Here is a 25,939-nt window from a genome sequence, read left to right on the forward strand (position 1 = left end):
CCCTCACTGGCCCTGGGCGAGGAGGAATCATGGAGCACACCGTCAGCGGTTCCGAACTCGGCTCCGTCGTCGTCGGCGTCGACGGCTCCGAGCCCGCCCGTCAGGCCGCGCTCTGGGCAGCGGGAGAGGCCGAACGCCGAGGGCGTCCGCTGCACATCGTGTACGGCGCCGACACGGACGGCCGGGCACTCTACGCATCTGTCGAGACCATCGAGCGCGTCCGTGTTGCCGGCCGCGAACTGCTCGACGACATCGCTGCTGCGGTCAAGAAGCAGCACCCCGGCCTGGTCGCCACCACGGAATTCGGTCGTGGCGACCCCGTGGCCAGCCTGCACCGGGCCGCTGGTCGTCGCGGCACCATAGTGGTCGGCAACCGGGGGTTGGGCGGATTCAACTCCCTCATGCTCGGATCCGTGGGCCTGAAGGTGGCGGCCGGTGCGAAGACGCCCGTCATCATCGTCAGGGGAACCGAAAGCGGCGCCGAGAGCGGGACGGTACTCGCCGGGGTCCGTGACGAGCGAGATCTGGACTGTGTGCGTTACGCGGCGCGCGAGGCCGAGCTGCGCAAGGCCGAGCTGCGGCTGCTCCAGGTGTGGAACGTGCTCCAGTCCGTCGGCGACGTGATGACCATGATGGACGACATCAAGGAGATCGCCGACGAGTACGTCCGGCACCTGACCGCGCTGACGGAGCGAATCCGCCGGGAATTCCCGGACCTCACCGTGCGGGCGGATGCCGAGAAGAGCGCGTCCGTCGCCGGTGTTCTCGTAGAGGCTTCCCGGCACGCCGACCTGCTGGTCATGGGCGGTCGCAGGGCGTCCGCATACCTGGGACCCACCCTCGGGCGGCACACCCACAGCCTCGTACACCACTCGCACTGCCCTGTGCTGCTCATCCCGCGCCACCCGGACGAGCACGGGAGTGGATCGTGATGGCCACCGCCGAACGCCGCGAGATCGTCGTAGGCATCGACCCGGCCAGGGACTGGCACTTGCCCCTTGCCTGGGCGTCTGACGAGGCCCACCGTCGTGGGATCGGGCTCCGACTCGTCGTGGCTGTGCCTCCGCCGCAGCGTACGCGGCAGGTTGATGACACACCCCGCAGGACGGCTCTGCGCCAGGCGGGCTCTGAAGCCCTCGCGGCAGGTTACGACTGGGCGCGGGACCGACACCTGGGGCTTGACGCGGCCACTGATCTGATCGAAGGATTCCCCGTTCCCGCCATCGGACGCCTGTCTCACCAGGCCCGCATGCTCGTGCTCGGATCCCGTCACCTGAGCCGGACCGCGGAACTCTTCAGCGCCGGTTCCACGGTGGTCCCGGTCCTGGCCCAGGCGCATTGCCCCGTCGTCGTGGTGGGAAACCCCGAGCACACCACCCAGGACACGCCCTACCTGGTCGTCGGCATCGACGGCAGTGAGTCCTCGAAGGCTGCGCTGGCGCTTGCTTTCGAGGAAGCCGACCTGCGCGGCGCAGCACTGCGCGCCATCGCAGTGTGGCAGCCGCCGGTCTTCCTGCTCCACGACGAGGAGGTCGCATTGCAGGCTCAGCGGCGGATGCTGTCCGAGGCCACGGCCGGCTGGTCGCAGAAGTACCCGGACGTGGTGCTCTCCCACGAGGTCCCGATCGGGCACCCGGTGGAAGAGCTCGCGGAAGCTGCCGAGCACGCCCTGGCCGTGGTGGTGGGCCGTCGCGGACGAGGAGGCTACTCCGGCATGCGCCTGGGCTCCGTTGTCCACGGACTGCTCCACCGGGCGTTCTGCCCGGTGATCACGGTTCCGGCCGAATAGGACCGCCATGGCGATGACCCCGGCCCCCGCAGAGGTACCGGTGCGCGCGCCCGGCGGGCTCACCGACCTCGAAGCGGAACGCCGACTGGCCGAGCATCAGCCGCCCTCACCAGTGGCTTCGCGGCGGCCCGACTCGCACGGCACGCATTCCGAAGGAGATGATGATCATGGAGACGCGCACGTCCGAGCACGGACCCCACGCTCGCGTCGGTGACGAGATAGTGGTGGGCGGGCCGACGGTGGGCAAAGCGGGTCGCGACGGCGAAGTCGTCGGACTGCACCACGACGACGGCACCCCGCCCTACGACGTCCGCTGGTCGGACACCGGCAGGACCACCCTCTTCTTCCCGGGACCGGACGCACACATTCGGCATCTCGGCGCGGACGACTCCGGATGATGCCTCAGCCTGAGCGGGAAGGTGGGGGCAGGGATACGGTGAAGAGGCAGGCCGAACTTCCCCGGGGCGCCGCTGGAGGTACGCATGGGCGGGGACGAGCTGGGTCCCGTGCGTCCTGGGCTTCCGCGGCTCCGGCTGGACGAACTGCTCGAGGAGCTCCAGGTTCGTATCGACGAGGTGCGCGGCACCCGGGACCGGCTGAACGGGCTCCTCGAGGCTGTGATGTCCGTCGGTCGGGAGCTCGATCTGCCACAGGTCCTGAGTGGCATCGTCGAAGCCGCTGTCGTCCTGGTGGACGCGGAGTACGGAGCGCTGGGCGTCATCGGTGACGACCAGAAGCTCGCCCAGTTCCTTCCTGTCGGCATCAGCGACGACCTCCGGGCCGAGATCGGCGACCTGCCCTCCGGCCACGGCATCCTCGGCCAGCTCATCCGGCACCCCGAGCCGCTCCGGCTCTCGGAATTGTCCGGTCACCCCGCCTCCCACGGCTTCCCTCCCCACCACCCCCCGATGCACTCCTTCCTCGGCGTCCCCATCCGGGTTCGCGAGGACGTGTTCGGCAACCTCTACATGACCGAGAAGCGGGGTGGTATCGACTTCGACGAGGAGGACGAGGCGGTCCTGTCCACGCTGGCGGTGGCGGCCGGCATTGCCGTCGAGAACGCCCGCCTCTTCGAAGAGGTACGCCTCCGGGAGCGCTGGCTGGCCGCCAGCTCCGACTTCACCAGTGCTCTGCTCTCCGGCTCGGCCGAGACGGAGGTGCTGGAGGGGATGTTGGAGCGAGCTCGCGACATCACGGTCGCCGACATCGGTGTGTTCTACCTCGTGGGCCAGAGCGGGGAGCTGCGCGGCTCGCTGGCCCTGGGGGAGGGCGCCGAGGCACATCGCGGCATCGTGTTGCCCAGCAGTGAAGGCACCCTGGCCGCCGCTGCCCTCGGCGAGGAGGACGGACTGATCACCGTGGCCGACGTCGGGGCCGACGACCGGATCACCGTGCAGCCGGAACGGTGGAAGGGTTTCGGCCCCGCCGTCGCCGTCACGTTCGGCACCAAGGAGAAGCTGAGCGGCGTCCTCATCCTGGCCCGCAGGCGCGGCCGCCCGGCGTTCGCCCGCGCCGAGATCGCAGCCCTGCCCGGCTTCGCCGGCCAGGCCGCCGTGGCCCTGGAGCTCGCAGACCGGCGCCGGGACACCGAGCAGATGAGCATGCTGGAGGATCACGACCGCATTGCCCGTGACCTGCACGATCTCGCCATCCAGCGCCTCTTCGCCACAGGTATGACCCTGCAGAGCGCGCAACCCTTCGTCGAGCATCCCGAGGCTTCGGAACGACTTGCCCGGGCGATCGACGACCTGGATGCCACCATCAAGATCATTCGGTCGACGATCTTCGGGCTTCGTGAACACGAAGTATCCGGGGTGCCGCCGAAGCTGCGGCTCCGTGCCGTTCAGGCCATCGAGGAGGCTGCCCAGGTACTCGGTTTCGCCCCGGCCCTGCGGATGGAGGGCTTGATCGACACCGACGTACCCGCCGAGACCGCGGACGAGGCACTCGCCGTGGTCGGGGAGGCGCTCACCAACGTCGCCCGGCACGCGAGGGCAAGCCAAGCGGAAGTGTCCATCGCAGCCGTCGAGGGCGTACTGACCGTACTGGTCAACGACGACGGAGTGGGAATGGCGGAGGGAGGTCGTCGCAGCGGGCTGCGTAATCTCAGTGAACGGGCCGAACGCCTGGGTGGTGAACTCTCCGTTTCGGCGCACGGGCCGACCGGGCAGGGCACAAAGCTGGAATGGCGGGTCCCACTGGGCGGTGGAGGCCACTGCCCACCCTCCAGGTGAGCACGCCCCGTAGTCACTCAGCTCCGGCCCTTGCCGCGCTCCGGCTCGTGTTCATGGACCTGCGTGGCGATGACAGCGGCCTGCACCCGGCGCTCCACCCCCAGCTTGCCCAGCAGCCTTGAGATGTGGTTCTTGACCGTCTTCTCGGACAGGTACAGCCGCTTGGCGATCTGCGCGTTGGTGAGGCCCTCGCCGATCAGTTCGAGTACGGAACGCTCCCGCTCGGAGAGAGCGGCCAGCCGATCGTCATCCGGAGCCTTGACGGCCTCCGGGTCCCGCAGGGAGTGCATGAGGCGGGCGGTCGTCGCCGGGTCCAGCATCGACTGCCCGGTCGCCACCGTCCGTACGGCCGAGACGAGGTCGGACCCCTTGATCTGCTTGAGGACGTAGCCGGCCGCACCAGCCATGATCGCGTCGAGCAGCGCGTCTTCGTCATCGAACGAGGTCAGCATCAAGCAGGCGAGTTCCGGCATGCGCGAGCGCAGCTCGCGGCACACGGTGATCCCGTCGCCGTCGGGCAGCCGGACGTCGAGTACGGCGACGTCCGGGCGCAGCGCCGGTCCGCGGGCCAGCGCCTGCTCGGCGGTGGCGGCCTCGCCGACGACCTCGATGTCCGGCTCCGCGTCCAGCAGGTCGTACAGGCCGCGGCGTACGACCTCGTGGTCGTCCAAGAGGAAGACCCGGACGGTTCCCTCGTAGGAGGCTGCCGGTACGTCGGACATGTACGCCCCTGTGATCGATCCGCATTGTATGTTTCATGCGAATTGTCTCAGGGGATCAGGCGGACGCACCTGGGCGGCGCCCCCGGGTTCCGGGGCGGTAAGAGGCCTCAGGAGGCCCCGGTGGGCTGCCCTTCCAGTTCCATCCGCACGTCCACCACGCCTTCCACGGCACGGACCGCACGGGCCATCAGCGGCACCAGTGCGCGATCACGGAGCGATCCGCGCAAGGTGACGACGCCCTCCTTCACCGACGCCTGCAGATGTACGGGAGGAGCGAGCCCGGCGAGAACCGAGTCGCGGATCTCCTCGCCGATCTCCTCGTCCGGTCGCAGAAACACCTTGAGCAGGTCGCTCCGGCTGACGACTCCCTCCAGCATCCCCACACCGTTCACCACGGGGAGGCGTTTCACGTGCTTTCGCGCCATGATCCGGGCAGCCTCGGCGAGTGTGGCGTCGGGGTGCACAGTCACGGCTGGGCTCGACATCAGTTCCTCGGCCAGCACACCCCCTGCCTTGGAAGCCTCTTCCAGCTGATCAGGAAGCACGGGGTCGTCCCGCCGGAACTCCTCCTTCGGCAGCAGGTCCGCCTCGGAGACCACTCCGACGACGCGCCCCTCGCCCTCCAGGACGGGAACAGCACTGACTTTCCACTGTTCCATCAGCTCGACGATCTCCTTGTAGGAAGCCTCGCGGCCGATGGCCACAGCCGTATGGGTCATGACGTCGCTGACGGTGTACCGGGACGCGGGCATGACGGACTCCTCACTGCTGGCGGTTCAGGTGGCCGACACCGGCCGCCAGGGATAGCTAGCACTGCCGTGCCCAGGGCGACGATGCCCGTTCGGACGATCCAGAACCTGTCCGCTCGGCCACCCCCGTAGGGGGAGTGGTCCTCATGGCGGCCTCCGGCCGATTCCGATTCAAGTCTGAGCGGCACTGCAGGTGCCGGGGATGGGCCGACCGGCCCCCGATTCCGCAGGACAGGGGACCATTCGGCCCTGGCACGGCGTGCGAGACGGAAAAGACGCTGAGTGAAGCCGAGGCCGACAAGACAGGGCCGGAGCGGAGGGCCGCGTGATGGATCACGAAACCGCCAGGAGACCGGACCACCGCCCTGCCCCGGACCCCGCGCAGTCCACGGAGCGGCTGGACCGCTCCGAAGCGTTGCGGCTCCTGGGTACCGTCTCGCTCGGCCGCATCGTCTTCACCCACCAAGCGCTGCCAGTCATCCGGCCGATGAGCCACATCGTCCACGGGGAGGACGTGCTCGTGCAGCTCGACGAAGGCGCTTCACACGCGTCGCTGGTGGCGATGCCGGGCGAGCCCGGCATCGTCCTCGCCTACGAAGCCGACGCCATCGACCCCGACACGCATCTCGGCTGGAGCGTCGTGGTGGTCGGCTACGCCGAGCTCGTCGTGAACCGCGACGAAGCCGAACGGCTCGCGGCGCTGCTCGATCCGTGGAGGAACGAGGCGATGCCCCGCATCCTGCGGATCCGCTCCGAACTCGTCACCGGGTTCCGCCTGTGGCCGGAACCTCGGCCGATTCCGGCCGCCGGCGAGGTCCGGCCCCGCTTCTGACACCGGGGACGGCGTGGGCTGCGATCAGCGACCACGGAGGTGCGCGAACCTGGGCGAAACGCAGCGGAAAAGGGGTTCCGGATGGATTGGCTGGTGACGGCCATGGGCGCCGCCCTGGTACTGCTGATCCTCCGGGACGTGTTCCACACGCTGTGGCACCCGACGCGTCACGGCGGGCTGAGCCGGCTGGTCATGACCACACTGTGGCGGCTGTCCTTCGCCCTGGGCACCCGTCGTACGGCAGCCGGCCTGGCGGGTCCGCTTGCCATGGTGTCTGTCGTCGCCCTGTGGGCCCTCACCGTGGCGGCGGGGTGGGCATTGATCTACTGGCCTCACATGCCCGACGCGTTCGTGTACGCGGGCGGGTTGCAGCCCGACGACCATGCGGGCCTGCTGGACGCGACGTACGTCTCGCTGGTCACGCTCTCCACGCTCGGTCTCGGCGACGTCGCACCTGCCGAGGGCTGGCTGCGCCTCCTCGCACCCCTGGAGGCGCTGGTCGGGTTCGCCTTGCTGACCGCGACGGTCTCCTGGATCCTCGGCATCTATCCGGCTCTGGCCCGCCGCAGGGCTCTTGCGTTGCGGCTCTCCCACCTCTCCCGTACCCACCCCTCGAAGGAACAGATCGACTCCCCGGCCGGGGCGGCCATGCTGGACGGCCTGGCCACAGCACTGTCCGTGGCAGCGGTCGACTTCCTCCAGTACGCGGAGTCCTACTACTTCCACGACGGCGACGAACGGACCTCCCTGGCCCTCCAGATCGGCTACGCCCTCGACATCGCCGATGAGGCATCGGAGGCCGGGCACCGGGATGTCCGGCTCGCCGCCACGGTGTTGCGCTCCGCCCTGGAAGACCTCGCGGGCATCCTGGACGAGCGCTTCCTGCACACCCAGGGCCCGCCCAGGCAGGCTCTCGACGCGTTCGCGCGCGACCACGGACGGCAGGCGGGCACGGGTGATCGCGCCCTGCCGTGAGTCTCCGGCGTGGACGACCTCGCCCGTCCGCCCATCCGACGCCGCGGCGTCGACACCGCGTTGCCCGGAAGGTGTCGTTCGTGCGCAAGCCTGTCGTTGTCGACGGAGGAGGGGTCGTGCCGCCACGGGAGTTCGTCTGGAAGCCGCCCTTTCTGACCGGCTACCGGCTACCGGCGTGGCTGGCTGCGATGGGACGCGCTCGCAGGTGTCACTGTCGCCGCGTACCTCGTGCCCCAGGTCATGGCGTACGCGGGCGTTGCGGCTGGGCTTCCTTGCGGATCTGCTGTCCCGGCCCGTGCTGGTCGGCTATCTGGCAGGCGTTGCCCTGCTTATGATCGTGGACCAGGTGCCCCGCCTGACCGGCGTCTCCACTACGGGCTCGGAGTTCTTCCCGCAGCTGCTCTCGTTCTTCCGGCAGGCATCCCAGGTGCACTGGCCAACGGTGATCCTCGGTGCGGTCGGGCTGGCTCTGCTGTTCGCGTTGCCGCACGTATCGCGACTGCTGCCGGGCTTGCTGCTCGTTCTCGTGCTGGCGACGGCGGCCGTTGCTGCCTTCGGACTCGAGGACGAGTACGGCATCTCCGTGATCGGCGCGGTACCCGCGGGCCTGCCCGCCCCCGCGCTTCCTGCTCTCGTGGACGTTCCTCAGCGCCAGTCGCACGGCCCTCGGCGACTCGGTGAGCGCGCGCAGCCAGGTGTACTCCCTCGTCTCCGCCGCCTGCGTGCTGACCGTCCTGCTCTTCCTCGGTCCACTCCTGGCCCACATCCCGAGCGCGATCCTCGGCGCCATTGTCGTGTACGCCGCCGTACGTCTGGTGGAGCTGAGCGAGTTCCGCCGCCTTGCCGCGTTCCGGCGACGCGAGCTGCTCCTGGCCCTCGGCTGCACCCTCGGTGTCCTCACTTTCGGCATCCTGGCCGGAGTGCTGGTGGCGGTGGCTCTGTCCGTCGCCGAGCTGTTGGTACGGGTCGCCCGCCCGCACGACGCGATCGAGGGTCTCATCCCGGCGTAGCCGGAATGCATGACGTTGACGACTGTCCCCAGGCGCGAACCATCCCCGGCCTGCTGATCTACCGTTACGATTCGCCGCTCTTCTTCGCGAACGCAGAAGACTTCCGCCGTCGCGCCTTGGCCGCCGTCGACGTACAGCGCGAGCCTGTCCAGTGGTTCGTGCTGAACACCGAGGCCAACGTAGAGGTGGACATCACCGCCCTCGATGCTGTCGACGGCCTTCGCCGCGAGCTCGAATGCCGGGGAATCGTCTTCGCGCTGGCCCGGGTCAAGGAGGACCTGCGCGACGACCTCGGCGCGTACGGCCTCACCGCATCCATCGGAGTCGGCCGTCTCTACCCCGCGCTTCCGACGGTCGTGGCGGCCTATCGGCAGTGGAGTGGCGAGGAGGGGACGCGTTCCTGAGGCCGGCCTCGCGTGTGGCCCGGTGGGCCGTGCCGACGGTGGTTCCGGTGCCCTGCTGATCGGAGGGCCAGTGCCGAACGGTCCCCTTCCACGGGTGTCAGTCCCATGATCGGCCTCAGAGCCTTGGTGCGCCGTCCCGCACTCGGTACCGCGCCATACGCCGTTTGCCCCGCGGCGCAGGACCTCGTCCCGCTAGCAGGGCAGGCTGTTCCTGGAGACGCCCGGACAAGGAAGTGGGTACCTGTGAAGCCCCTCGCCGGTACTGCGGTCATCGGGATCGGAAACGAGTTCCGGCGCGATGACGGGCTGGGGTGGGCCGCCATCTCCTTGTTGCGCGCACGGAAAGCACAGCGACCTCTCCCGTCCGGCACTGACCTCGCCCAGTGCGACGGAGACCCCGGCCGACTGATCGGCCTCTGGGAAGGCAAGGCCCTCACCCTCGTCGTCGACGCCTGCTTCCCACCTGCGGCTCAGCCAGGGCGAACACACCGGTGGTGTGTGGCTCCCGGCGAGATGCCGCACCCCGCTGCCGCAGGCAGGCAAAGCACCCACGGGCTGGGGCTCGCCGAGGCCGTGTGCCTCGCCGACCGCGTCGGGCGCGGCCCCGGCCGGCTCATCGTGTATGCGGTCGAGGGGGCGGACCGTTCGCTGGGCACTGGGCTCACGCCGGCGGTCGCGGCCGCCCTGCCGCTTCTGACCCTGCGTATCGAGGCGGATGTTCGCCGGCACGACGAGCGGACTCGCCGGACCGGGTTCGAACCCCGGAGCCGGGAGGTCTGACATGCTGCCGAATCCAGGCACGTGGAGACCGAGAGGTGCACCATGACCGACGCTTCGGATGCCGGAGACGTCCTCGACCACCAGGCCGAGGCGGTCCTCGACCGTGACGGTCTGGACGCGCTCGTGCGTGTCCTGAAGCGGCGCGGCCGCACGGTGATCGGCCCGACCGTGCGCGACGGCGCGATCGTCCTCGACGAGCTGGACACCGCAGACGCACTGCCCTACGGGTGGGGGGTCGAACTGGAGGCGGGGCAGTACCGGCTGCGCCGCCGCGAGGACGGGGCGGCCTTCGCGCACAGTGCGGGACCCCAGTCATGGAAGTCGTTCCTGCACCCGGAGCGCGTCCGTCAGTGGTCCGCGGACCGCGGTACGGACGGTGCTCCGGTTGTCCGGGAGGAGGAGCCGGAGAGCATCTCGTACGCGTTCCTCGGCGTGCGGCCCTGCGATCTGCGTGCCATTCAGATCCTGGACCGTGTGATGAGCGGAGGCAGGTACCGGGATCCCACCTACCTGTCCCGGCGGACGGGCGCCTTCCTGATCGCGGCCGAGTGCACTGAGCCGGGTGCCACCTGCTTCTGCGTCTCGATGGGGAGCGGGCCGGCCGCCGACGCCGGGTACGACCTCGCTCTCACCGAGGTCGTGGACGATGCCGGTCACCGCTTCCTGTGCCGGAGCGGCAGCGAGGAGGGAGCCGCGGTCCTCGCAGAACTGCCGGGGCGGAGCCCCGATGGCTCCACCCGAGCGGCTGCGACCCAGGCCGTGAGCGCCGCCGCCGAACGCATGGGCCGTTCCATGCCGCCGGTGGACCTGCGCACGCTGATGCGGGACAACCTGGAAGCGGAGCGCTGGGACGACGTCACCGCCCGGTGCCTCAGCTGCGGCAACTGCACCATGGTCTGCCCGACCTGCTTCTGCACCACCACCGAGGACGTCACCGACCTGACCGGCGATCACGCCGAGCGCTGGCGCCTCTGGGACTCCTGCTACGACCTCGACTTCTCGCTCCTCCACGGCGGTCCGGTCCGGTCCACCCCGCGCAGCCGGTACCGCCAGTGGCTCACCCACAAGCTGGGTACCTGGCACGACCAGTTCGACAGTTCGGGTTGTGTCGGATGCGGCCGGTGCATCGTGTGGTGTCCCACGGGCATCGACCTCACCGAGGAAGCCCACGCCTTGCACCAGGAGGCCGCCCAGCGGGAGAACACGCCGTGACCCCGCATGCGGGTGGGCCTCCCGGCGAGGGTGTGCTCGCGGCTCTGACGGCGGAGCAGAGCGGGAAGCTGATGGCCCTCGCCCGGGACGTCGTCCTTCCGGGTGGCACGCGGATCTTCGAGGAGGGGGAGAAGGCCGACCGCTTCTGGATCATCCGCTCGGGCACGGTCGCGCTCGACATCCACATGCCCGGTCGGGGGCGAGCCGTCGTCGAGACCATTGGTGCGGGCAGCCTGCTCGGCTGGTCGTGGCTGTGCCCGCCTCGGCAGTGGCATCTGGCGGCCGAGACACGGGAACCCGTCCGCGCCTGGGAGTTCGATGCCGCCGCCGTCCATGACCTGTGCGCCGAGGACACGGCGCTGGGCCTGTCGCTGGTGACCGCCGTCGCCGAGACCATCGGCGACCGGCTGCGGGCGACCCGCACCCGGTTGCTCGACCTCTACGGACCGCCGGGACCGCGGGGGAGCGGAGCAGCACCATGACGCCCGCACCGCTGTCCTATCGCGTGGTGGACCGCCGTGACGAGACGCATGACACGGTCACGCTTGTCCTGGAGCCTGCCAAGGATGCCCTGGACCGCTTCGCACCCGGCCAGTTCGCGATGCTGTACGCGTTCGGTGTCGGCGAGATCCCGGTGTCCGTGTCTCGGCTCGGAGACGGGCACCGGCTGACGCACACGGTCCGCGCCGTGGGGGCCGTCTCCCGCGCATTGTGCGGCCTGCGGACCGGCGGGTGGGTCGGCGTGCGCGGCCCCTTCGGTACCGCCTGGGACACGGCGGCCGCCCACGGCAGCGACCTGCTCGTCATCGCAGGCGGCATCGGGCTCGCGCCGTTGCGTCCCCTCGTCGACACCGTTCTGGCCGAGCCCCACGTCTTCGGGCGGCTGAACGTCCTCGCGGGTGCCCGGACCCCCGCCGATCTGCTCTACGGAGACGAGTTCCCCGCCTGGGAGAAGCCGTTCGGCGCCGTCACGGTCGACCGGCCCTCCGGCGGCTGGGCCGGCCGGGTCGGAGTCGTCACCACGCTGCTCCGCGAGGCCCGCTTCACGCCGCTGGACACAGTCGCCTTCGTCTGCGGTCCCGAGGTGATGATGCGCGCGACCGCCCGGGCACTGATCCACCAAGGACTACGTCCCGACCGCATCCAGGTCTCCCTCGAACGCAACATGCGCTGCGCCATCGGACACTGCGGACACTGCCAGCTCGGGCCCCTCCTTCTCTGCCGAGACGGCCCGGTCGTCGGCTACGACCAGGCCGAGCCCCTGCTCACCGTCCGGGAACTATGAGATGAGCACCCCCGCCCCGCCCCAGCCTCCTGCCCGCCCACGCCTCGGCGTGTTCAAGTTCGCCTCCTGCGACGGCTGCCAGCTCACCCTCCTCGACTGCGAGGACGAACTGCTCGGCATCGCCGCCGAACTGGAGATCGCCCACTTCCTGGAAGCGTCCAGCGAGCCCGCGCCCGGCCCGTACGACCTCGTGCTCGTCGAGGGCTCGGTCAGCACGCCCGAGCACGTGGAGCGCATCCGGCGCATCCGCGCCGATGCCCGCCACCTCGTCACCATCGGCGCCTGCGCCACGGCCGGCGGCGTGCAGGCGCTGCGGAACTACGCCGATGTCGAGGGGTACCTGGCGACCGTCTACGCCCGCCCCGAGTACATCGATACCCTCGCGAGCTCCACGCCGATCTCCGCCCACGTACCCGTCGACTTCGAACTGCGCGGCTGCCCCATCGACCGCGGCCAGCTCGTCGAGGTCATCACCGCGTTCCTCGCCGGACGCAAGCCCGCCATCCCGAACCACAGCGTCTGCTTCTCCTGCAAGCGGCGCGGCAACGTCTGCGTCACCGTCGCTCACGGCACGCCCTGCCTCGGCCCCGTCACCCACGCGGGCTGCGGAGCCCTGTGCCCGACCTACGGGCGCGGCTGCTACGGCTGCTTCGGGCCGGCCGGAACCACGAACCTTCCCGCGCTGGTCCCGCTCATGCAGCGCGACGGGATGAGCGAGGAGGACATCGGCAGGTACCTGCACACCTTCAACGTGACCGCCTTCACCGCCGTGGAGGAGCAAGGACAGCCCGGTACGACCGACGCGGAAGGCCCCGGATGAGCGATCCCACGCCCCGGTCCCAGGAGCTCCGCATCCCCTCACTCGCCCGCGTCGAGGGCGAGACCGCGCTGCACCTGAGGATCCACCACGGCACCGTCATCGAGGCGCGGCTCAAGATCTACGAGCCACCGCGGTTTTTCGAAGCCTTCCTCAGGGGCAGGGCGCACACGGAGCCACCCGATCTCACCTCCCGCATCTGCGGGATCTGCCCCGTCGCTTACCAGATGAGTGCCTGCCGTGCCATCGAGGACGCGTGCGGCGTCGTCGTCGACGGACAACTGGCCGCCCTGCGCCGCCTGCTGTACTGCGGCGAATGGATCGAGAGCCAGACGCTGCACATCCACATGCTGCACGCACCGGACTTCCTCGGCGAAGACGACGTGATCGGTCTGTCCCGCTCCCATCTGGAGCACGTCAAGCGCGGACTGCGCCTGAAGCAGACCGGCAACGCCGTGGTCGAACTGCTCGGGGGCCGGGCCATCCACCCCGTCAACGTCCGGCTCGGAGGTTTCCACAGAGCCCCGACCCGCGCCGAACTCCGCCCCCTGGAAGAACGGCTGCGCACCGCCCTCGACGACGCCTGGGACACGGTGCGCTGGGTTGCCGGTTTCGAATTCCCGGACGCCGAGTGCGAAGCCGACCTGCTCGCCCTCGCCGAGGAGGACACCTACGCCATCGAGTCCGGCGTGCCCACCGTGCTCCGGTACGGCGGGACGCTCCCGCCGCACAGCTTCCCCCTGCGGGATTTCACCGACCACGTGGCCGAGGAGCAGGTGTCACACTCCACAGCCCTCCACTCCCGGCTGGACGGCCGAAGGCATCTCACCGGCTCCCTCGCCCGCTGGGCGGTCAGCGGTCACCTGCTGTCCCCGCTGGCCCTGCAAGCGGCACGGGAGGCCGGGCTGGGTGCCCCCCCCGTCGCGCGCAGACGGCGGGCGGGGAGAGGTCTGCAGGAACCCGTACCGAAGCATCCTCGTCCGTGCGGTGGAAGTCCTGTACGCGGTGGAAGAGGCCCTGCGGATCATCGCGGAGTACGAGCGTCCAGCCCGCCCGTACGTAGAGGTGCCGGCCCGGGCCGGCACCGGGCACGGTGCCACTGAGGCGCCGCGCGGCCTGCTCTACCACCGCTACGCGTTCGACGGCGGGGGCCGTGTCACCGACGCCTGCATCGTTCCGCCGACCGCCCAGAACCAGGGCGCCATCGAGGAGGACCTGCGTCGGCTGGTCCAAGCTGGTCTCGATCGGGGTGAGGGCTCCGAGGCCGAGCTCAGCCGGCTGTGCGAGCGGGCCGTCCGCAACCACGACCCGTGCATCTCGTGTTCGGCCCACTTCCTGGAACTGGACATCGAGCGCACCCACTGATCCTGCCCAGGTGCTGCTCGGGTGACATGCGACCGTGTGCTCGGCGCGTTGGCGTAGTTGCTTCGGCGAGTACCGCCTACGGTCGCTGCACGGCTACCGGCACGAGCGCGGAGACGAGCAGGGCTCCGGGCAGGCCGGACGGATACCTCACGGTCATTCCAGTCATCTACCAGACGGAGCAGTCGGCATGGAGCCAGTCGTCACCGTGGGCCTCGACGGTTCACCCGAGAGCCTTGCCGCCGCCCGTTGGGCCGCTGACGAAGCCGCCCGCCGCAAGCTCACGCTGCGGTTGCTGCACGCGTGGCCCCTCCTGGCGCCGGAACCGACCCACGTTCCCGCCGAGATGGATCAGAACTACTGGGCGAAGCGGATCGTGCACAACGCGAAGGCCGAGCTCCAGGCGCGCCACCCGGGCCTGACCATCGTCGGCAATCTGGTCGCCGAAGATGCCCAGGAGGCACTGCTGAAGGCGGCAGCGGAGTCCGATATGACGGTGCTCGGCTCGCGGGGGATGGAGCCCGTCGAGAGCTATTTCCTGGGCGACATCAGCATGCCCGTCGTGGCACGGGCCGAGCGGCCGGTGGTCCTGGTACGCGCCGGGACGCGCGAAGCGGGGACATCGTCCGCTCCAGGCGCCTCGGGCGGCGTAGTGGTGGCGCTGAAACTGCACGGTCCGTGCGACGACCTGCTCGCATTCTCCTTCGCCGCCGCCGCGGCACGGGGTGTTCCCCTGCAAGCCGTCCATGGCCGAAGCATGCCCCTCCACGCTCACGCTCCCTGGGGCGTGGACCACGACGTGACCGAGAAGATCAGACAGGACGCGCAGAAGCTCCTGAGTGAGGCTCTCCGCCCCTGGCGCGAGAAGTTCCCGACCGTGGAGGTAACTCCCGGTGTCGGTCTTGAAAGCCCGACCAAGGTCGTGGTCCGGACCGCCGAAGGTGCAGGACTACTGGTTGTCGGCCGGCGCAGGCACCGCCCCGCCCTCGCGCCCCCCATCGGTTCCGTGGCCACCGCCGCCATCCATCACGCGCGCTGCCCCGTCGCCGTCATTCCCCATGACTGAGCCGGGTCACCCCGAGGAGTCGATGGGCTCGGCGCACCCGGCTGATGCGTCCGTGCTCCGGACCGGCGCCGACGTCGATGTTCCGCGGCTCCCGCGGGCAGAGGTGTGCGAGACGCACACGGCGGTGGTGTTCTTCGTCGGTGACCGCGCCTACAAGGTGAAGAAGCCGGTCGACCTGGGGTTCCTCGACTACACGACCACGGCCGCCCGGCGGACCGCGTGCGAACAGGAAGTCGCTCTCAACCGTCGCTTCGCCCCAGACGTGTACCTGGGGCTGGGAGAATTCCGCAGCCCGGACGCGGACACGCCCGAACCACTCGTGGTGATGCGCCGCATGCCGGCGGAACGCCGCCTGTCGCTGCTCGTGAGCCAGGGCGCCGACGTCGACGACGCTCTGCGAAGCGTTGCGCGTCTCCTCGCCTCCCGCCACGCGGACGCGCCCCGAGGCCCGGACATCGACGAGCAGGGCAGGCGGGACGCGCTGTCCGCACGCTGGGAAGCGAGCTTCACGCAGGTCAGGGAACTGACCGACGACGCCCAGCTGATCGACGGGGTGGAGGAGATCGAGCGCTTGGTGCGGCGCTATCTCGCCGGCCGCGAGGAACTGTTCGACGCGCGTATCGAGCAGGGGCGGGTGGTCGACGGCCACGGCGACCTGCTCGCCCAGGACATCTTCTGTCTCGACGACGGCCCCCGCGTCCTGGACTGCCTGGAGTTCGACGACCGCCTTCGCTCCGTCGACGGCCTCGACGACGCGGCCTTCCTCGCCATGGACCTGGAGCAGACGGGTGCCCCGGAGACCGCGGCGTTCTTCCTGGCCCAGTACGGCGAGTATTCCGGTGACCCCGCACCGCCGTCCCTGTGGCACCACTACGTCGCCTACCGCGCGTTCGTCCGCGCCAAGGTGTCCCTGATCCAGGCAGCGCAAGGCGCCCGCGGCGCAGAGACGGCAGCGAGGCGCCTGGTCACCACGACGCTGCGCCACCTGCGCACTTCCGCCGTCAGCTTGACCCTCGTCGGCGGCCTCCCGGGCAGCGGGAAGTCCACGCTCTCCGGCGCACTGGCCGATCGCCTCGGTGTCACGCTGCTCAGCAGCGACCGCCTCCGCAAGGAGTTGGCAGGGATGCCGGCGGAGGAATCCGCAGCCGCCGGTTACGGCGAAGGGCTGTACACGCCCGAGTGGACCGCGAGGACGTACGCGGCGCTGCTCGACCGGGCGTCCGCCCTCCTGTCCCTGGGCGAGTCCGTCGTTCTGGACGCCACATGGTCCGATGCCGGACAGCGTGAAGCCGCCCTGCGCATGGCCGAACGCACCAGCGCCGACCTGGTGGCCCTGCACTGCCAGGCTCCGGGAGAGGTGTCGGCAGCGCGCCTGAGCACCCGCGCCCCGGGGGCGTCCGACGCCACCCCTGAGGTGGCCACGGCCATGGCAGCCGCGGAGCCGCCGTGGGAGGAGGCCGTCCCCATCGACACCGGCGGCTTTTTGGAGGCCGCGGTCATCCAGGCGATGGCGGCCGTGCGCCCGTACGGTTCCGGCCAGGCCCCGGTCTTCCGCCGCCCCTACATGGAACCGGACTGAGGTGAGTGGCGACGCCGCGTGCAGCGGCGTGCTCACGGCAACGAAATTCCTGGCGGCAGCTCGATGTCCGGTCTCATCGGATGTCCAGCACCTCGGCTACCGGGCGCCGGGGCGTTGTGGGACCCTGCGGTCCGTAGCCGAGCCGGATCACCATCTGGACGTGGGTCATCGCCGAGCCCGGATCACGCACCGTCCAGCGGAGCGCGGGCCATTCGAGCGGCTGCGAGGTCATGGACGTGACCAGCCCGTCGGCGGTGGCTTGAAGGAGAACCCGCTGCAGGGCCTGTCCTGCTCGTAGCCAGTCCTCGGGCCTGTCACCCGACGTACCCAGCAGCACGATCTGCGGCTTCTGTTCGAAGGTGGCCCACCCACGCCCGGGAACGCGCCGGGAGCGACCGAAGTCGCGCACGACTCCACCCCGACCCGAGGGTTTCGGACCGAGGGCATTCACGGGAATTCCGTCGGGACGGGTCTGCTCGTCCGGTGTGCCGGCATGTGTCCACGCCATCGTCTCTGCCGTCAGGGAGGGGTCCATCTCCTCGCGATGCTCGGAGTCGTGTACCAGACCCAGGACGGTGTCGGTGTGCCAAGCATCCGGTACGGCCAGGCGACACCCTTCGAGAAGAGCTGCGGATCGCAGGCCGTCCAGCAGTGCTGGAGGGATCTCCTCCTCCGCGAAAGGAAATCGGCTGGAGTGACGTCGCCGGACGGCTGGATGGAGGGTTCCGAGATCGCTGTCCGTGGGCCCCGGTCCCCGGATGTTGGCAGCGGCCAGCAACCACGGATCGTCCGGGTCGGGCAGCAACCGTACGTCAGCGCCCCAGCCTGCCGAGGCTGCGGACACGCGAAGGTTGAACAGAGCGGCGGCGCAGCCCACATGGAGGGCGCGGTGGTCCGGGTCGGCATGGGGCATGGCACGGCCCGGGTCGCCGTACAGCTCTATGAGCCCGGAGGCCGGTCGGTAGAGGAACTTCCAAGGCTGGGCGTTGTGCATGGAAGGAGCCATGGCAGCGTCCTCGATGAGCGGAACAATCGCTGCCGGGTCCGGAAACGATGCGTTCATGAGACTTACCTGCCTGTGCTGTGGGCTTCACTCGTGGGCGATGACGGCGACCGGTGCGACCGCGTGGTGCATCACGGCGTGTGTGATGGGGCCGATGTGAGTGCCGAAGGCGGAGTGGCGGATTCGGCGGCCGACGACGACGAGGGCGGCGGTGGAGGCCGCGTCGAGGATCTGAATCGCCGGCTGTCCGATGGTGGCCCGGGAGTCGACCTGCAGCGAAGGGTACTTCTCGTGCCAGGGGCTGATCATCTCGTCCAGTGTGGTGGTGATGCCGTGGGCCATTTCCTGCTGGACCCCGGGGTCGAGCGCCGGTGCGTAGCTGAGGATGGGCGGTGGCGACCAGCCGTGGATGATCACGAGCGGGCAGTGGCGGTGGGAGGCCTCCTCGAAGGCGAAGGCGAGCAGTTTGTCACAGGGCTGGTGGATGTCCACGCCGACCACGATGGGCCCTCGGTCGCGGGTACCGTCCGGCGGATTGCCCGCGCGGTCCATGGACCGGACCAGCACGACGGGGCGCACGGCCTCGATGACGGTGGCGGCGCCGGTGGATCCGACGAGGAAACCCGCGATGCTGCCGAGCGCGCGCGAGCCGAGTACGAGCATGTCGGATTCCTCGGCGGCGCGGGCTAGGGCCAGGGAAGGTAGCCCGCCCACTCGGCGGGTGTCGACCTTCAGCGACGGATGTGCGCGGTGCGTCTCATCGGTGGTGTCGCGGAGGACGGCCTCGGCCCACCTCCGACGTTCCTCGGTGGTCGTGACGGGAAGGGGAGGATTCTCCAGCCATTCCTCGGCGTGGACCAGGTCCAGGGAGGCACCGCGAAGCTCGGCCTCATGGGCTGCCCAGCGGGCAGCCGCCGTACTTTCCGGGGACCCGTCGAGGCCGACGGTCACTCGGTTCGCCATGGTCTCCATCTCCCTGTTCGCGGATCGGAGTTTTCCCGCTCACTCCAGACTGACTGCCCGACGGCCTCCTGTTGAGGGGCCGGTCGGCCCCTCGGGGGGGCCGACCGGCCCGCCCCTGGTGCGGTGGAGAGAGGTCTGGGGCCTGATCAACCAGGGCCGGTCACGTCAGGAGGTCTGCCGGTCGGCCTGGCATTCGGCGAGAGCTCGGAAGGCCTTGTGCTCTGGTCCATGCCGCAGAGAAGCCATGTCCCCATGATCTCGCGTCGACGAGCGGGGCGCCGAGCACGAGCCCAGACTGGAAACGGGTACGGACGTGCACATGAGGAGGAAGCCATGACCACCGCGCGGGACATCATGCACAGCGGTGCCACCTGCGTACAGGAGACCGAGACGCTCATGGACGCGGCCCGGCGGATGAGCGAACTGGACGTCGGCGCACTGCCGATCTGCGGGCCCGACGACCGTCTGCACGGCATCATTACCGACCGTGACATCGTGCTGAAGTGTCTGGCCAAGGGCAAGGACCCGCACCACATGACAGCCGGACAGCTGGCGCAGGGCAGGCCCATCACGGTCGACGCGGGCGCTGACACGAGCCAGGTGCTGCAGACGATGCAGGATCACCGGATCCGGCGTGTCCCGGTGATCGCCGACCACCGCCTCGTCGGCATGATCAGTGAGGCCGATCTCGCCAGGCACCTGTCCGAGGAGCAGGTGGGGCACTTCGTCGAGACGATCTGCGCGGAGCGGTGAGCCGCACCAGAATGCATGTGGGCGTCGCTATTCGTGCGCGATGACGGCGACGGGCGCCTTGGCGTGGTGGAGGACCGCATGGGTGACCGGTCCGATGTGCGCGCCGATTGAGCTCCGCCGGATGCGGCGGCCCACGACGATGAGCCCCGCCTCTGCGCCCATCCTGATGAGTTCCGTGGCGGCGTGTCCGAGGCTCGCGCGAGCGATGACGCCGACATCCGGGTACTTGTCCCGCCAAGGCGCCAGGACATCGTGCAGAGAGGCCTCCGCGCTCATTTCGAGCTGGGCGTGGACTCTCGGATCGTACGCCGCGCCGTACCCCACCAGGGGAGGCAGCGACCAGCTGTGCAGGACGTGAAGGGTGCATGCCCGCCGCCGCGCCTCCTCGAAGGCGAAGGCGAGCAGGGCATCACACGGTCGGCTGATGTCAACGCCCACCAGCAGCTCACGGGCCGTGTGCCGGCCGTCGGGGTGTGGCACCTCGTCCTCGCTCGCCCGCACCATGACCACGGGCCGTACCGTCGCCTGGGTGACCGCCATGCCGACGGAACCGAGGACGAAGCCCGTGACGGTGCCCAGTCCCCGAGAGCCCAGGACAATCATGTTCGCGCCGGCTGCGACGCCGGCGAGCTCGGCGGCCGGTCTGCCGTCGATCGATCGGATGCCGACCTCCAGTTCGGGGTGGCTCGCGCGCAGTTCGTCGGCGGTCTCGTTCAGCAGCGCCTGGGCCCAGTGACGGCGCACATCGCTGGTCGGCATCGGGAGGTCGCGGGGAGATGACCATTCCTCGGCGTGGACGAGGTGGAGTGGCACGCCGCGCAGCAGGCCCTCTCGCGCCGCCCAGCGGGCGGCCGCGAGGCTTTCCGCGGATCCGTCGAGACCGACGACGATTCGATCGTTCATGATGGCTTCTCCCGGCAGGGTCCCGCATGGGTCGGGGAGTTGGTTGCCGCACGTGCCGAGGCTGCACGGCGGTTTCTTCAGACTGAGTTCGTGTCGTCGATGGCGTATCCGAGATGCTGGGTTACGGAGACGACGCCGTCGACGGTCCGGCAGAGGCGTTCGATGAGCGGGATGAGGCTCCTGAAGTCGACGGTTCCGTGCAGTTCGACCCGGCCGTCGGTGACGGCCACGGTGATGGCCGAGGGGCTCTGACGTACGCCGAGTTCGAGGACGTCACCCATGATCTCGTGACGGATGTCCTCGTCCGCCCGGAGGAAGATCCGTAGCAGGTCCCGACGGCTGACGATTCCGATCAGTACGTCCGAGTCGTCCACGACCAGGAGCCGCTTGACTCCTTGTGCTTCCATCAACCTGGCGGCTTCGGCGACGGTCCAGTCGGGTCTGGCGCACACGGGGGGCGAGGACATCAGCTCCTCGGCGCGCGTACCCGCGGCCTTGTCCTCCTGCCAGGCCTCCCGCTCGGGAAGTGACCGGAAGTAGTCGCTTTGGCCGGCGGACTTCGGCAGCAGGTCCCGTTCCGAGATCACGCCGAGCGGCCGGCCGGCAGAGTCGACGACCGGCACGGCTGACACCTTGTGCTCCGTCAGGGTGCGGGCGATCTCCTTGAACGGAGCGTTGCTGGGGACGGTGACGACCTCGCGGGTCATCAGCTCGCGGACTTCCCGATGCTTCATGCTCTTCTCCTACCGCTCGGTGGGCGTTCGGGCGCCGACCGACACGTCGTCCTGCGCGTAGTCGAGCCGGTTGACCACGTCGACGACGCCGTCGACGCTCTGGCACAGGCGCAGCACGATGGGGACCAGGCTGCGTCGGCTCACGGTGCCGCTGAGGGTCACCAGCCCGTCGGTGACGTCGACGGTCAACGACGAGGGGCTGAGGCCGAGGGTGTGGGTCACCACGTCTTCGAGGATTTCCTCCTGGATCGCGTGGTCCCTGCGAAGGAAGAGCTGAAGCAGGTCGCTACGGCTCAGGATGCCGATCAGTCGGCCGGCGGCGTCCACCACGGGCAGTCTCTTGACCTGGCGCCCCCGCATGACTCGCGCCGCGCGGACGACGCTCCATTCGGTCCGGGCCGTGATGGCGGGGCTGGTCATGAGATCGGCGGCCGTGTTCGTGCCGCTGCCGGAGCTGCGCTTGCGGAGCAGGTCGGCTTCGGAGACGACGCCCACGGGACGCTCGGCCTCGTCCACCACGGGCACGGCGGAGATGTCGAACTCCTTGAGGAGCCTGGCGATTTCCTTGAACGGGGTGCCCCGCTGGACGCTGACGGCTGTCGGGGTCATCAGGTCGGCGACGCTGCGGTGCCTCATCGTCGGCCTCCTTCACGTGCGGACTTCGATGTCGAGGCGCGCGGCCGTGACGTCCACGACGCCCGGTACGGTGCGTGCGACACGCACCAGCACGTCCTTCAGGGCCGGGTCGGGAAGGGAGCCGTCCAGGTGCACGATGCCGTCGGCCACGTGGACCTGCACCATGGCGGATCCGGCGGGGATGAGCTCGGCCATGATCAGTTCGCGCAGCTCCTCGGCGATGTCGGCGTCGGGGCGGAGATAGATCTTGAGGAGGTCGCCCCGGCTGACGACGCCGATCAGGCGGCCGTCGCCGTCGACGACGGGCAGCCGCTTGAGGTGGCCGCGGGCCATCAGGCGGGCGGCGCCGGGGATGGTGGCGTCCTTGGTCACGGTGACCGCCGGTACGGTCATCAGCTGCCCGGCGGTGACTGCGCGGGACTCGTCCGCACCCTGGGCCTTGAGCAGCAGATCCGCTTCGGACACCACGCCGGCGACCCGTCCTTCCTCCGACAGGACGGGCAGGGCGCTGATCCGCCACTGCCGCATGGCCTCCACGACTTCCTTGAACGGTGTTCTGCGGTCGACGGAGATGACGGCATGCGTCATTACGTCCTCGACGGTGCGAAGGTGCTTCATGATGCCTCCAGAACGGCGTCCCGATACGTCCGAGCGTGGACACCCGTGCTCGACGGCGGTAGGGCCGCCAGGGGATCATTTCGGGCTGATCGGCCCTTTTGTCCAGGTGTCGGGCGTGCTTTTATGAAATTGACGGAAAGAGTCCCTGAGAGGATGCGGAGAAGCGGCTGGTGGCCGTGCACCGCACGATCGGGATCCGCGAGAAGCGGGTGGGCTCTTTCCGCCCTTTGCCGCGAGGGTTCAATGCAGGGCATCGTGAGGGTCGGCAACCGGAGACAGGTCGTCGACCGCGTAACCAAGGGATTGGTCCACGCTGACGACCCCGTCGACCGACTGACACAGTCGTTCGACAACCGGAATGGTCGACCGCTCCTCGACCCGGCCGCTCAACGAGACGACCCCTTCGCTTACAGTCACCGCAACGCCTCCCGGGGTCATCCTGAGGGTCCGGCCCAGTACGTCGTCGACGATCTCGTCGCGGATTGCGTCATCGTTGCGGAGCATGGGGCGCAGCAGGTCGGTGCGGCTGACGATGCCCACCAGGGTTCCGGTCTCGTCGACCACCGGCAGGCGCTTGACGCCTCGCTCGTGCAGGAAGCGGGCCGTCTCGACGATGCCCCACTCCGGCCGGGCGGTCAGGACGGGAGTGGACATCAGATCGCCGGCGGTCCGGGCGCCCATCGAGACACGGTCTATGGACGACGTGGCGTGCATGGGGTCGCGTCCTTCGGTGTCGGGCAGCCCGGCCTGCCTGCGGAGCAGGTCGGCTTCGGAGACGATGCCGATCGGGTGGCGACGGGTGTCCACGACGGGCAGGGCCGAGACCCCGTTGTCGTTGAGGCTCCGGGCGACCGTTTTGAGTGACGCTTCGGGGCTCGCCGTGGCCACGTTCCGGGTCATGACGTCTGCGACAGTGCGATGAGACATGGTCCGATCTCCTTGTGAATGGGGCCGTCAGCCGTGAGCGATGACCGCGACGGGCGCAGCGGCGTGGTGCAGGACCGCATGAGCCACGGACCCCAGATGCACGCCCAGAGGTGAGCGGCGCAGGCGGCGACCCACGACGATCAGGTCCGCGCTTGCCGCGGCCCGGACGAGCTGCACGGGTGCGGGCCCCTCGAACGCCTCGTGGGTGGCGCTCACGGACGGGAACTTGTGCCGCCACGGCATCAGCATCTCGTCGAGCATCACGGTGATGGTCCGGCCGATCTCCCGCTCGTTCTCCGGGTCGAAGAAGGGCGCGTACTGGTACATGGACGGCATCTTCCAGCCGTGGATCGCACGCAGGGCGCAGCCGCGACGGTCGGCCTCCTCGAAAGCGAAGGCCAGTACCTTGTCCGCTGCCTCGTGGATGTCGACGCCCAGGACGATTTGCCCGTAGCGGGTGGGCTGGGCCGCCTCGGGCGCGTCCGACACGCGGACGAGCACCACCGGCGTCTCGGTGGCCACGAGTGTCGACAAACTCACCGAGCCGATGAGGAATCCCACCAGCCCTCCCACACCGCGGGAGCCGAGTACGAGCAGCCCGGCGTCGGCCGCCTCCGCGGCCAGGGCTGCCGCCGGCCTGCCGGAAAGGCATCTGGTCGAGACCTCCAGCCCGGGATGCCGACGTCGCACGTCCTCCGCCGCATCGGTGAGCGCCTCGTCGGCCCAACGGTCGGCCGCTTCGCGGCCCGGCGCCGGTACCGAGGGGCTGATCAGCCAGTCGACAGCGTGGACGAGCCTCAGCGGCACTTCCCGCAGGACCGCTTCCCGGGCGCCCCAACGGGCCGCGGCCCGGCTCTCGGGAGAGCCGTCGACGCCGACGGTCACATGGTGCTTCATGGCGAGACCTCCTTGGGTGCCGCAGGACCGTGGCCCTCTTCCAGCGTCACCTGCGGCGCGGCGACCGAGGAGGGGCCGAGTGGCCCCATGTGGGACCGAACAGCCCCCGCTACTCCACGGAGGAGCGTGAGGCGACGTAGTCGGCGCAGCCGTCCAGGGTGTTCAACGCCGGATAGTCGGTCTCGGGCAGGGCGAGACCGGTACGCTCGCTCAGCGCCTCGATGAAGTTGAGGAAGTCGAGCGAGTCCATCTCCAGGTGGTCCCGGAAGTTCTCGTCCTGCGAGAGAACCGCCGCGTCGGCGCCGGGAACCACGTCTGTCAGCACGTTCTTGATCAGTACGAGGGCCTCGTCACGGTTCACAGTTCCTCCGGTCGTTGGAGCAGGCGGTCGATGGACGTCAGGAATCGCGCCCCGGTCGCACCGTCGCTCGCACGGTGGTCGGCGGAGAGCGTGGCCGTGACGGTCGGGTGCACCGTGAGCATCCCGTTCACGGCTACCGGCTGCTCGATGACACGCCCCAGACCGACGAGTGCGACCTGCGGCGGGTAGATCACCCCGAAGACCGCCTCCACCCCCTGATCACCGAGGTTGGTCACGGTCAGCGTCGGGTCGGCGGTCTCCGAGGCCCGCAGTCGGCCGCCACGCGCCCGCGAGACCAGTCCCTTCAGCGTCGCCATGAGCTCTGGCAGCGGCATCGTGTCGGCGTCGGTCAGCGCCGGCGCGACCAGGCCGCCACCGCGCAGGGACACCGCGACACCGAGTCGCACGGTGTGCGAGGGGACGAACGCTTCGTCCTTCCAGTAACCGTTCAGTTCCGGTACTCGGCGTGCAGCCAGGGCAACCGATTTGAGCAGCAGGGCCGCTGGTACGAGCCGTTCCGCCACGGGCCTGTCGGCATTCCGGTCGCGCATCCATGCCATCGCGGCGGCCAGATCGATCTTCGTCGACAAGTAGTAGTGGGGGATCTCGCGGTTGGCACGGCTCATCAGAGCCGCGATCGCCGCACGCGCCGGATACGCGGGCTCGGCCGTCGCCGACGACGGGCGCGCCTGTGCGTGGCTTTCGACCGTACGGGCCGGAGGGCCCGCCGTGGCGGCCCGTACATCGTCGGCCCGGATCGTGCCGCCCTGTCCGGTTCCCCGCAGGGCGCTCAGGTCGATGCCCGACGACTGGGCCAGCCTGCGGGCGAGCGGCGAGGCCTTCACCCGATGTGGCCCGTCGGCCGGCGCGTGCTCCACGTCGGAACGGGTGATCCGACCGCCCTTGCCGGAACCGTGCACGGACGACAGGTCGATGCCCTTCCGCTCGGCCAAGTGCCTCACCAGGGGAGTGGACACGGTGTCCCCGCCCCCGCTTGTGGTGCGGCCCGGAACGGCTTGCAGTTCGGAGGCCGGGGCCGTCGGCTGCTTCGCAGAAGGAGTGGCAGGGGCAGGGACGGCGGCCGGAGGCTCAGTTTCCGTGTTGATGACGGCCATCCGTGTGCCGACCGGCACGGTGGTCCCTGGGTCGACGAGGAGTGCACCGACCGTTCCCGAGTCGAAGCATTCGACTTCGATCGTCGACTTCGCCGTCTCCACGACGGCGACGACATCGCCCTTCGTGACGGTGTCACCGGGTCCTACCAGCCATTCCACGAGGGTGCCCTCGTCCATGTCCGCGCCGAGGGAGGGCATGGTGAAGTCGGCCAT

General features: G+C 69.7%; 27 protein-coding genes and 2 pseudogenes. 17 read left to right on the plus strand and 12 right to left on the minus strand.

Translation table 11 applies throughout. From position 1 onward, the window contains the following. The first annotated feature begins 29 nt into the window (after positions 1–29). The 4 genes and pseudogenes from ACWG52_RS36120 to ACWG52_RS36135 all read left to right on the plus strand — a co-directional run bounded on the left by ACWG52_RS36120 (position 30) and on the right by ACWG52_RS36135 (position 4,023). Positions 30–932, plus strand: a complete 903-nt coding sequence (locus tag ACWG52_RS36120) for a universal stress protein (protein ID WP_389806728.1) — start codon at positions 30–32, stop codon at positions 930–932. Continuing rightward, complete coding sequence (locus ACWG52_RS36125) at positions 932–1,789, plus strand: universal stress protein (protein WP_389806903.1); 858 nt, start codon at positions 932–934, stop codon at positions 1,787–1,789. The genes ACWG52_RS36120 and ACWG52_RS36125 overlap by 1 nt, the downstream gene beginning before the upstream one ends. A gap of 167 nt (positions 1,790–1,956) precedes the next feature. Next, positions 1,957–2,166: pseudogene (locus tag ACWG52_RS36130) on the plus strand (DUF1918 domain-containing protein); the annotation flags it as partial. 105 nt (positions 2,167–2,271) lie between these two features. After that, positions 2,272–4,023: a sensor histidine kinase gene (locus ACWG52_RS36135; RefSeq protein ID WP_389806727.1), complete on the plus strand. Its 1,752-nt coding sequence runs from the start codon at positions 2,272–2,274 to the stop codon at positions 4,021–4,023. A gap of 17 nt (positions 4,024–4,040) precedes the next feature. Here ACWG52_RS36135 and ACWG52_RS36140 read toward each other — a convergent pair whose 3' ends face one another. Continuing rightward, positions 4,041–4,745: a response regulator gene (locus ACWG52_RS36140; RefSeq protein ID WP_053613052.1), complete on the minus strand. Its 705-nt coding sequence runs from the start codon at positions 4,743–4,745 to the stop codon at positions 4,041–4,043. A 107-nt stretch (positions 4,746–4,852) separates the two neighbouring features. Then, a complete protein-coding gene (locus ACWG52_RS36145) occupies positions 4,853–5,497 on the minus strand; it encodes a CBS domain-containing protein (RefSeq protein WP_453127082.1) in 645 nt (214 codons plus the stop codon). Positions 5,498–5,822: 325 nt separating this feature from the next. On the opposite strand from ACWG52_RS36145, the gene ACWG52_RS36150 reads away from it, so the two are divergent. From ACWG52_RS36150 to ACWG52_RS36205, 12 genes and pseudogenes are all read left to right on the plus strand, one after another. After that, entirely contained in the window at positions 5,823–6,326 is a 504-nt protein-coding gene (locus ACWG52_RS36150; protein WP_389806902.1) for a pyridoxamine 5'-phosphate oxidase family protein, read from the plus strand. Positions 6,327–6,407: 81 nt separating this feature from the next. Then, positions 6,408–7,301, plus strand: coding sequence for a potassium channel family protein (locus ACWG52_RS36155; protein ID WP_389806726.1), 894 nt, complete (start codon positions 6,408–6,410; stop codon positions 7,299–7,301). Positions 7,302–7,484: 183 nt separating this feature from the next. After that, positions 7,485–8,715, plus strand: a pseudogene (locus ACWG52_RS36160) (SulP family inorganic anion transporter). 243 nt (positions 8,716–8,958) lie between these two features. Further along, positions 8,959–9,495: a hydrogenase maturation protease gene (locus tag ACWG52_RS36165; RefSeq protein WP_326746994.1), complete on the plus strand. Its 537-nt coding sequence runs from the start codon at positions 8,959–8,961 to the stop codon at positions 9,493–9,495. A 42-nt stretch (positions 9,496–9,537) separates the two neighbouring features. Next, positions 9,538–10,707, plus strand: coding sequence for a 4Fe-4S dicluster domain-containing protein (locus tag ACWG52_RS36170; RefSeq protein ID WP_389806724.1), 1,170 nt, complete (start codon positions 9,538–9,540; stop codon positions 10,705–10,707). After that, entirely contained in the window at positions 10,704–11,189 is a 486-nt protein-coding gene (locus tag ACWG52_RS36175; RefSeq protein ID WP_389806723.1) for a cyclic nucleotide-binding domain-containing protein, read from the plus strand. Before ACWG52_RS36170 ends, ACWG52_RS36175 begins: the two co-directional genes overlap by 4 nt. Then, positions 11,186–11,992: an FAD/NAD(P)-binding protein gene (locus ACWG52_RS36180; protein ID WP_389806722.1), complete on the plus strand. Its 807-nt coding sequence runs from the start codon at positions 11,186–11,188 to the stop codon at positions 11,990–11,992. The genes ACWG52_RS36175 and ACWG52_RS36180 overlap by 4 nt, the downstream gene beginning before the upstream one ends. A gap of 1 nt (position 11,993) precedes the next feature. Continuing rightward, positions 11,994–12,812 (plus strand): NADH-quinone oxidoreductase subunit B family protein, encoded by an 819-nt coding sequence (locus ACWG52_RS36185; RefSeq protein WP_389806721.1) that lies wholly within the window; start codon positions 11,994–11,996, stop codon positions 12,810–12,812. Then, positions 12,809–13,912, plus strand: coding sequence for a Ni/Fe hydrogenase subunit alpha (locus ACWG52_RS36190; RefSeq protein ID WP_453127086.1), 1,104 nt, complete (start codon positions 12,809–12,811; stop codon positions 13,910–13,912). The genes ACWG52_RS36185 and ACWG52_RS36190 overlap by 4 nt, the downstream gene beginning before the upstream one ends. Then, positions 13,875–14,174 carry a nickel-dependent hydrogenase large subunit gene (locus tag ACWG52_RS36195; protein ID WP_453127088.1) on the plus strand — a complete coding sequence of 100 codons (300 nt, stop codon included), beginning with the start codon at positions 13,875–13,877 and terminating at the stop codon, positions 14,172–14,174. Before ACWG52_RS36190 ends, ACWG52_RS36195 begins: the two co-directional genes overlap by 38 nt. A 187-nt stretch (positions 14,175–14,361) precedes the next feature. Continuing rightward, entirely contained in the window at positions 14,362–15,237 is an 876-nt protein-coding gene (locus tag ACWG52_RS36200) for a universal stress protein (RefSeq protein WP_326746988.1), read from the plus strand. Between the two features lie 103 nt (positions 15,238–15,340). Beyond that, entirely contained in the window at positions 15,341–16,816 is a 1,476-nt protein-coding gene (locus ACWG52_RS36205; RefSeq protein ID WP_390168191.1) for a bifunctional aminoglycoside phosphotransferase/ATP-binding protein, read from the plus strand. A 73-nt stretch (positions 16,817–16,889) separates the two neighbouring features. Here ACWG52_RS36205 and ACWG52_RS36210 read toward each other — a convergent pair whose 3' ends face one another. Then, a complete protein-coding gene (locus tag ACWG52_RS36210; RefSeq protein ID WP_453127090.1) occupies positions 16,890–17,879 on the minus strand; it encodes an Acg family FMN-binding oxidoreductase in 990 nt (329 codons plus the stop codon). Between the two features lie 27 nt (positions 17,880–17,906). Beyond that, complete coding sequence (locus ACWG52_RS36215) at positions 17,907–18,782, minus strand: universal stress protein (RefSeq protein WP_389806717.1); 876 nt, start codon at positions 18,780–18,782, stop codon at positions 17,907–17,909. A 333-nt stretch (positions 18,783–19,115) separates the two neighbouring features. On the opposite strand from ACWG52_RS36215, the gene ACWG52_RS36220 reads away from it, so the two are divergent. After that, entirely contained in the window at positions 19,116–19,535 is a 420-nt protein-coding gene (locus tag ACWG52_RS36220; protein ID WP_329096259.1) for a CBS domain-containing protein, read from the plus strand. Positions 19,536–19,562: 27 nt separating this feature from the next. On the opposite strand, the gene ACWG52_RS36225 is transcribed toward ACWG52_RS36220, so the two are convergent. The 8 genes from ACWG52_RS36225 to ACWG52_RS36260 form a co-directional block, all read right to left on the minus strand. Continuing rightward, a complete protein-coding gene (locus ACWG52_RS36225; RefSeq protein ID WP_389806716.1) occupies positions 19,563–20,438 on the minus strand; it encodes a universal stress protein in 876 nt (291 codons plus the stop codon). 77 nt (positions 20,439–20,515) lie between these two features. Then, on the minus strand, positions 20,516–21,172 hold the full coding sequence (locus ACWG52_RS36230) for a CBS domain-containing protein (protein WP_030648547.1): 657 nt from the start codon (positions 21,170–21,172) through the stop codon (positions 20,516–20,518). A 9-nt stretch (positions 21,173–21,181) separates the two neighbouring features. Further along, the gene (locus ACWG52_RS36235; protein WP_030648546.1) at positions 21,182–21,808 is read right to left on the minus strand and encodes a CBS domain-containing protein; all 627 of its coding nucleotides are present in this window, start codon (positions 21,806–21,808) and stop codon (positions 21,182–21,184) included. Between the two features lie 12 nt (positions 21,809–21,820). Beyond that, positions 21,821–22,426, minus strand: a complete 606-nt coding sequence (locus ACWG52_RS36240) for a CBS domain-containing protein (protein ID WP_389806715.1) — start codon at positions 22,424–22,426, stop codon at positions 21,821–21,823. A 240-nt stretch (positions 22,427–22,666) separates the two neighbouring features. Continuing rightward, entirely contained in the window at positions 22,667–23,326 is a 660-nt protein-coding gene (locus tag ACWG52_RS36245; RefSeq protein ID WP_453127095.1) for a CBS domain-containing protein, read from the minus strand. A 54-nt stretch (positions 23,327–23,380) separates the two neighbouring features. Next, complete coding sequence (locus tag ACWG52_RS36250) at positions 23,381–24,250, minus strand: universal stress protein (protein WP_389806713.1); 870 nt, start codon at positions 24,248–24,250, stop codon at positions 23,381–23,383. A gap of 109 nt (positions 24,251–24,359) precedes the next feature. Beyond that, the gene (locus ACWG52_RS36255; RefSeq protein WP_326746980.1) at positions 24,360–24,611 is read right to left on the minus strand and encodes an acyl carrier protein; all 252 of its coding nucleotides are present in this window, start codon (positions 24,609–24,611) and stop codon (positions 24,360–24,362) included. After that, entirely contained in the window at positions 24,608–25,939 is a 1,332-nt protein-coding gene (locus ACWG52_RS36260; RefSeq protein WP_389806712.1) for a dihydrolipoamide acetyltransferase family protein, read from the minus strand. The genes ACWG52_RS36255 and ACWG52_RS36260 overlap by 4 nt, the downstream gene beginning before the upstream one ends.

Source organism: Streptomyces sp. CLCI03, from assembly GCF_053615355.1.

Coding starts and splice junctions, on each gene's coding strand:
- ACWG52_RS36125 (WP_389806903.1), top strand. CDS start 932: ATGGCCACCGCCGAACGCCGCGAGATCGTCGTAGGCATCGACCCGGCC.
- ACWG52_RS36210 (WP_453127090.1), bottom strand. CDS start 17,879: ATGAACGCATCGTTTCCGGACCCGGCAGCGATTGTTCCGCTCATCGAG.
- ACWG52_RS36185 (WP_389806721.1), top strand. CDS start 11,994: ATGAGCACCCCCGCCCCGCCCCAGCCTCCTGCCCGCCCACGCCTCGGC.
- ACWG52_RS36230 (WP_030648547.1), bottom strand. CDS start 21,172: ATGAAGCATCGGGAAGTCCGCGAGCTGATGACCCGCGAGGTCGTCACC.
- ACWG52_RS36135 (WP_389806727.1), top strand. CDS start 2,272: ATGGGCGGGGACGAGCTGGGTCCCGTGCGTCCTGGGCTTCCGCGGCTC.
- ACWG52_RS36180 (WP_389806722.1), top strand. CDS start 11,186: ATGACGCCCGCACCGCTGTCCTATCGCGTGGTGGACCGCCGTGACGAG.
- ACWG52_RS36120 (WP_389806728.1), top strand. CDS start 30: ATGGAGCACACCGTCAGCGGTTCCGAACTCGGCTCCGTCGTCGTCGGC.
- ACWG52_RS36260 (WP_389806712.1), bottom strand. CDS start 25,939: ATGGCCGACTTCACCATGCCCTCCCTCGGCGCGGACATGGACGAGGGC.
- ACWG52_RS36155 (WP_389806726.1), top strand. CDS start 6,408: ATGGATTGGCTGGTGACGGCCATGGGCGCCGCCCTGGTACTGCTGATC.
- ACWG52_RS36240 (WP_389806715.1), bottom strand. CDS start 22,426: ATGAAGCACCTTCGCACCGTCGAGGACGTAATGACGCATGCCGTCATC.
- ACWG52_RS36140 (WP_053613052.1), bottom strand. CDS start 4,745: ATGTCCGACGTACCGGCAGCCTCCTACGAGGGAACCGTCCGGGTCTTC.
- ACWG52_RS36250 (WP_389806713.1), bottom strand. CDS start 24,250: ATGAAGCACCATGTGACCGTCGGCGTCGACGGCTCTCCCGAGAGCCGG.
- ACWG52_RS36220 (WP_329096259.1), top strand. CDS start 19,116: ATGACCACCGCGCGGGACATCATGCACAGCGGTGCCACCTGCGTACAG.
- ACWG52_RS36245 (WP_453127095.1), bottom strand. CDS start 23,326: ATGACCCGGAACGTGGCCACGGCGAGCCCCGAAGCGTCACTCAAAACG.
- ACWG52_RS36170 (WP_389806724.1), top strand. CDS start 9,538: ATGACCGACGCTTCGGATGCCGGAGACGTCCTCGACCACCAGGCCGAG.
- ACWG52_RS36145 (WP_453127082.1), bottom strand. CDS start 5,497: ATGCCCGCGTCCCGGTACACCGTCAGCGACGTCATGACCCATACGGCT.
- ACWG52_RS36200 (WP_326746988.1), top strand. CDS start 14,362: ATGGAGCCAGTCGTCACCGTGGGCCTCGACGGTTCACCCGAGAGCCTT.
- ACWG52_RS36225 (WP_389806716.1), bottom strand. CDS start 20,438: ATGAACGATCGAATCGTCGTCGGTCTCGACGGATCCGCGGAAAGCCTC.
- ACWG52_RS36235 (WP_030648546.1), bottom strand. CDS start 21,808: ATGAGGCACCGCAGCGTCGCCGACCTGATGACCCCGACAGCCGTCAGC.
- ACWG52_RS36215 (WP_389806717.1), bottom strand. CDS start 18,782: ATGGCGAACCGAGTGACCGTCGGCCTCGACGGGTCCCCGGAAAGTACG.
- ACWG52_RS36150 (WP_389806902.1), top strand. CDS start 5,823: ATGGATCACGAAACCGCCAGGAGACCGGACCACCGCCCTGCCCCGGAC.
- ACWG52_RS36190 (WP_453127086.1), top strand. CDS start 12,809: ATGAGCGATCCCACGCCCCGGTCCCAGGAGCTCCGCATCCCCTCACTC.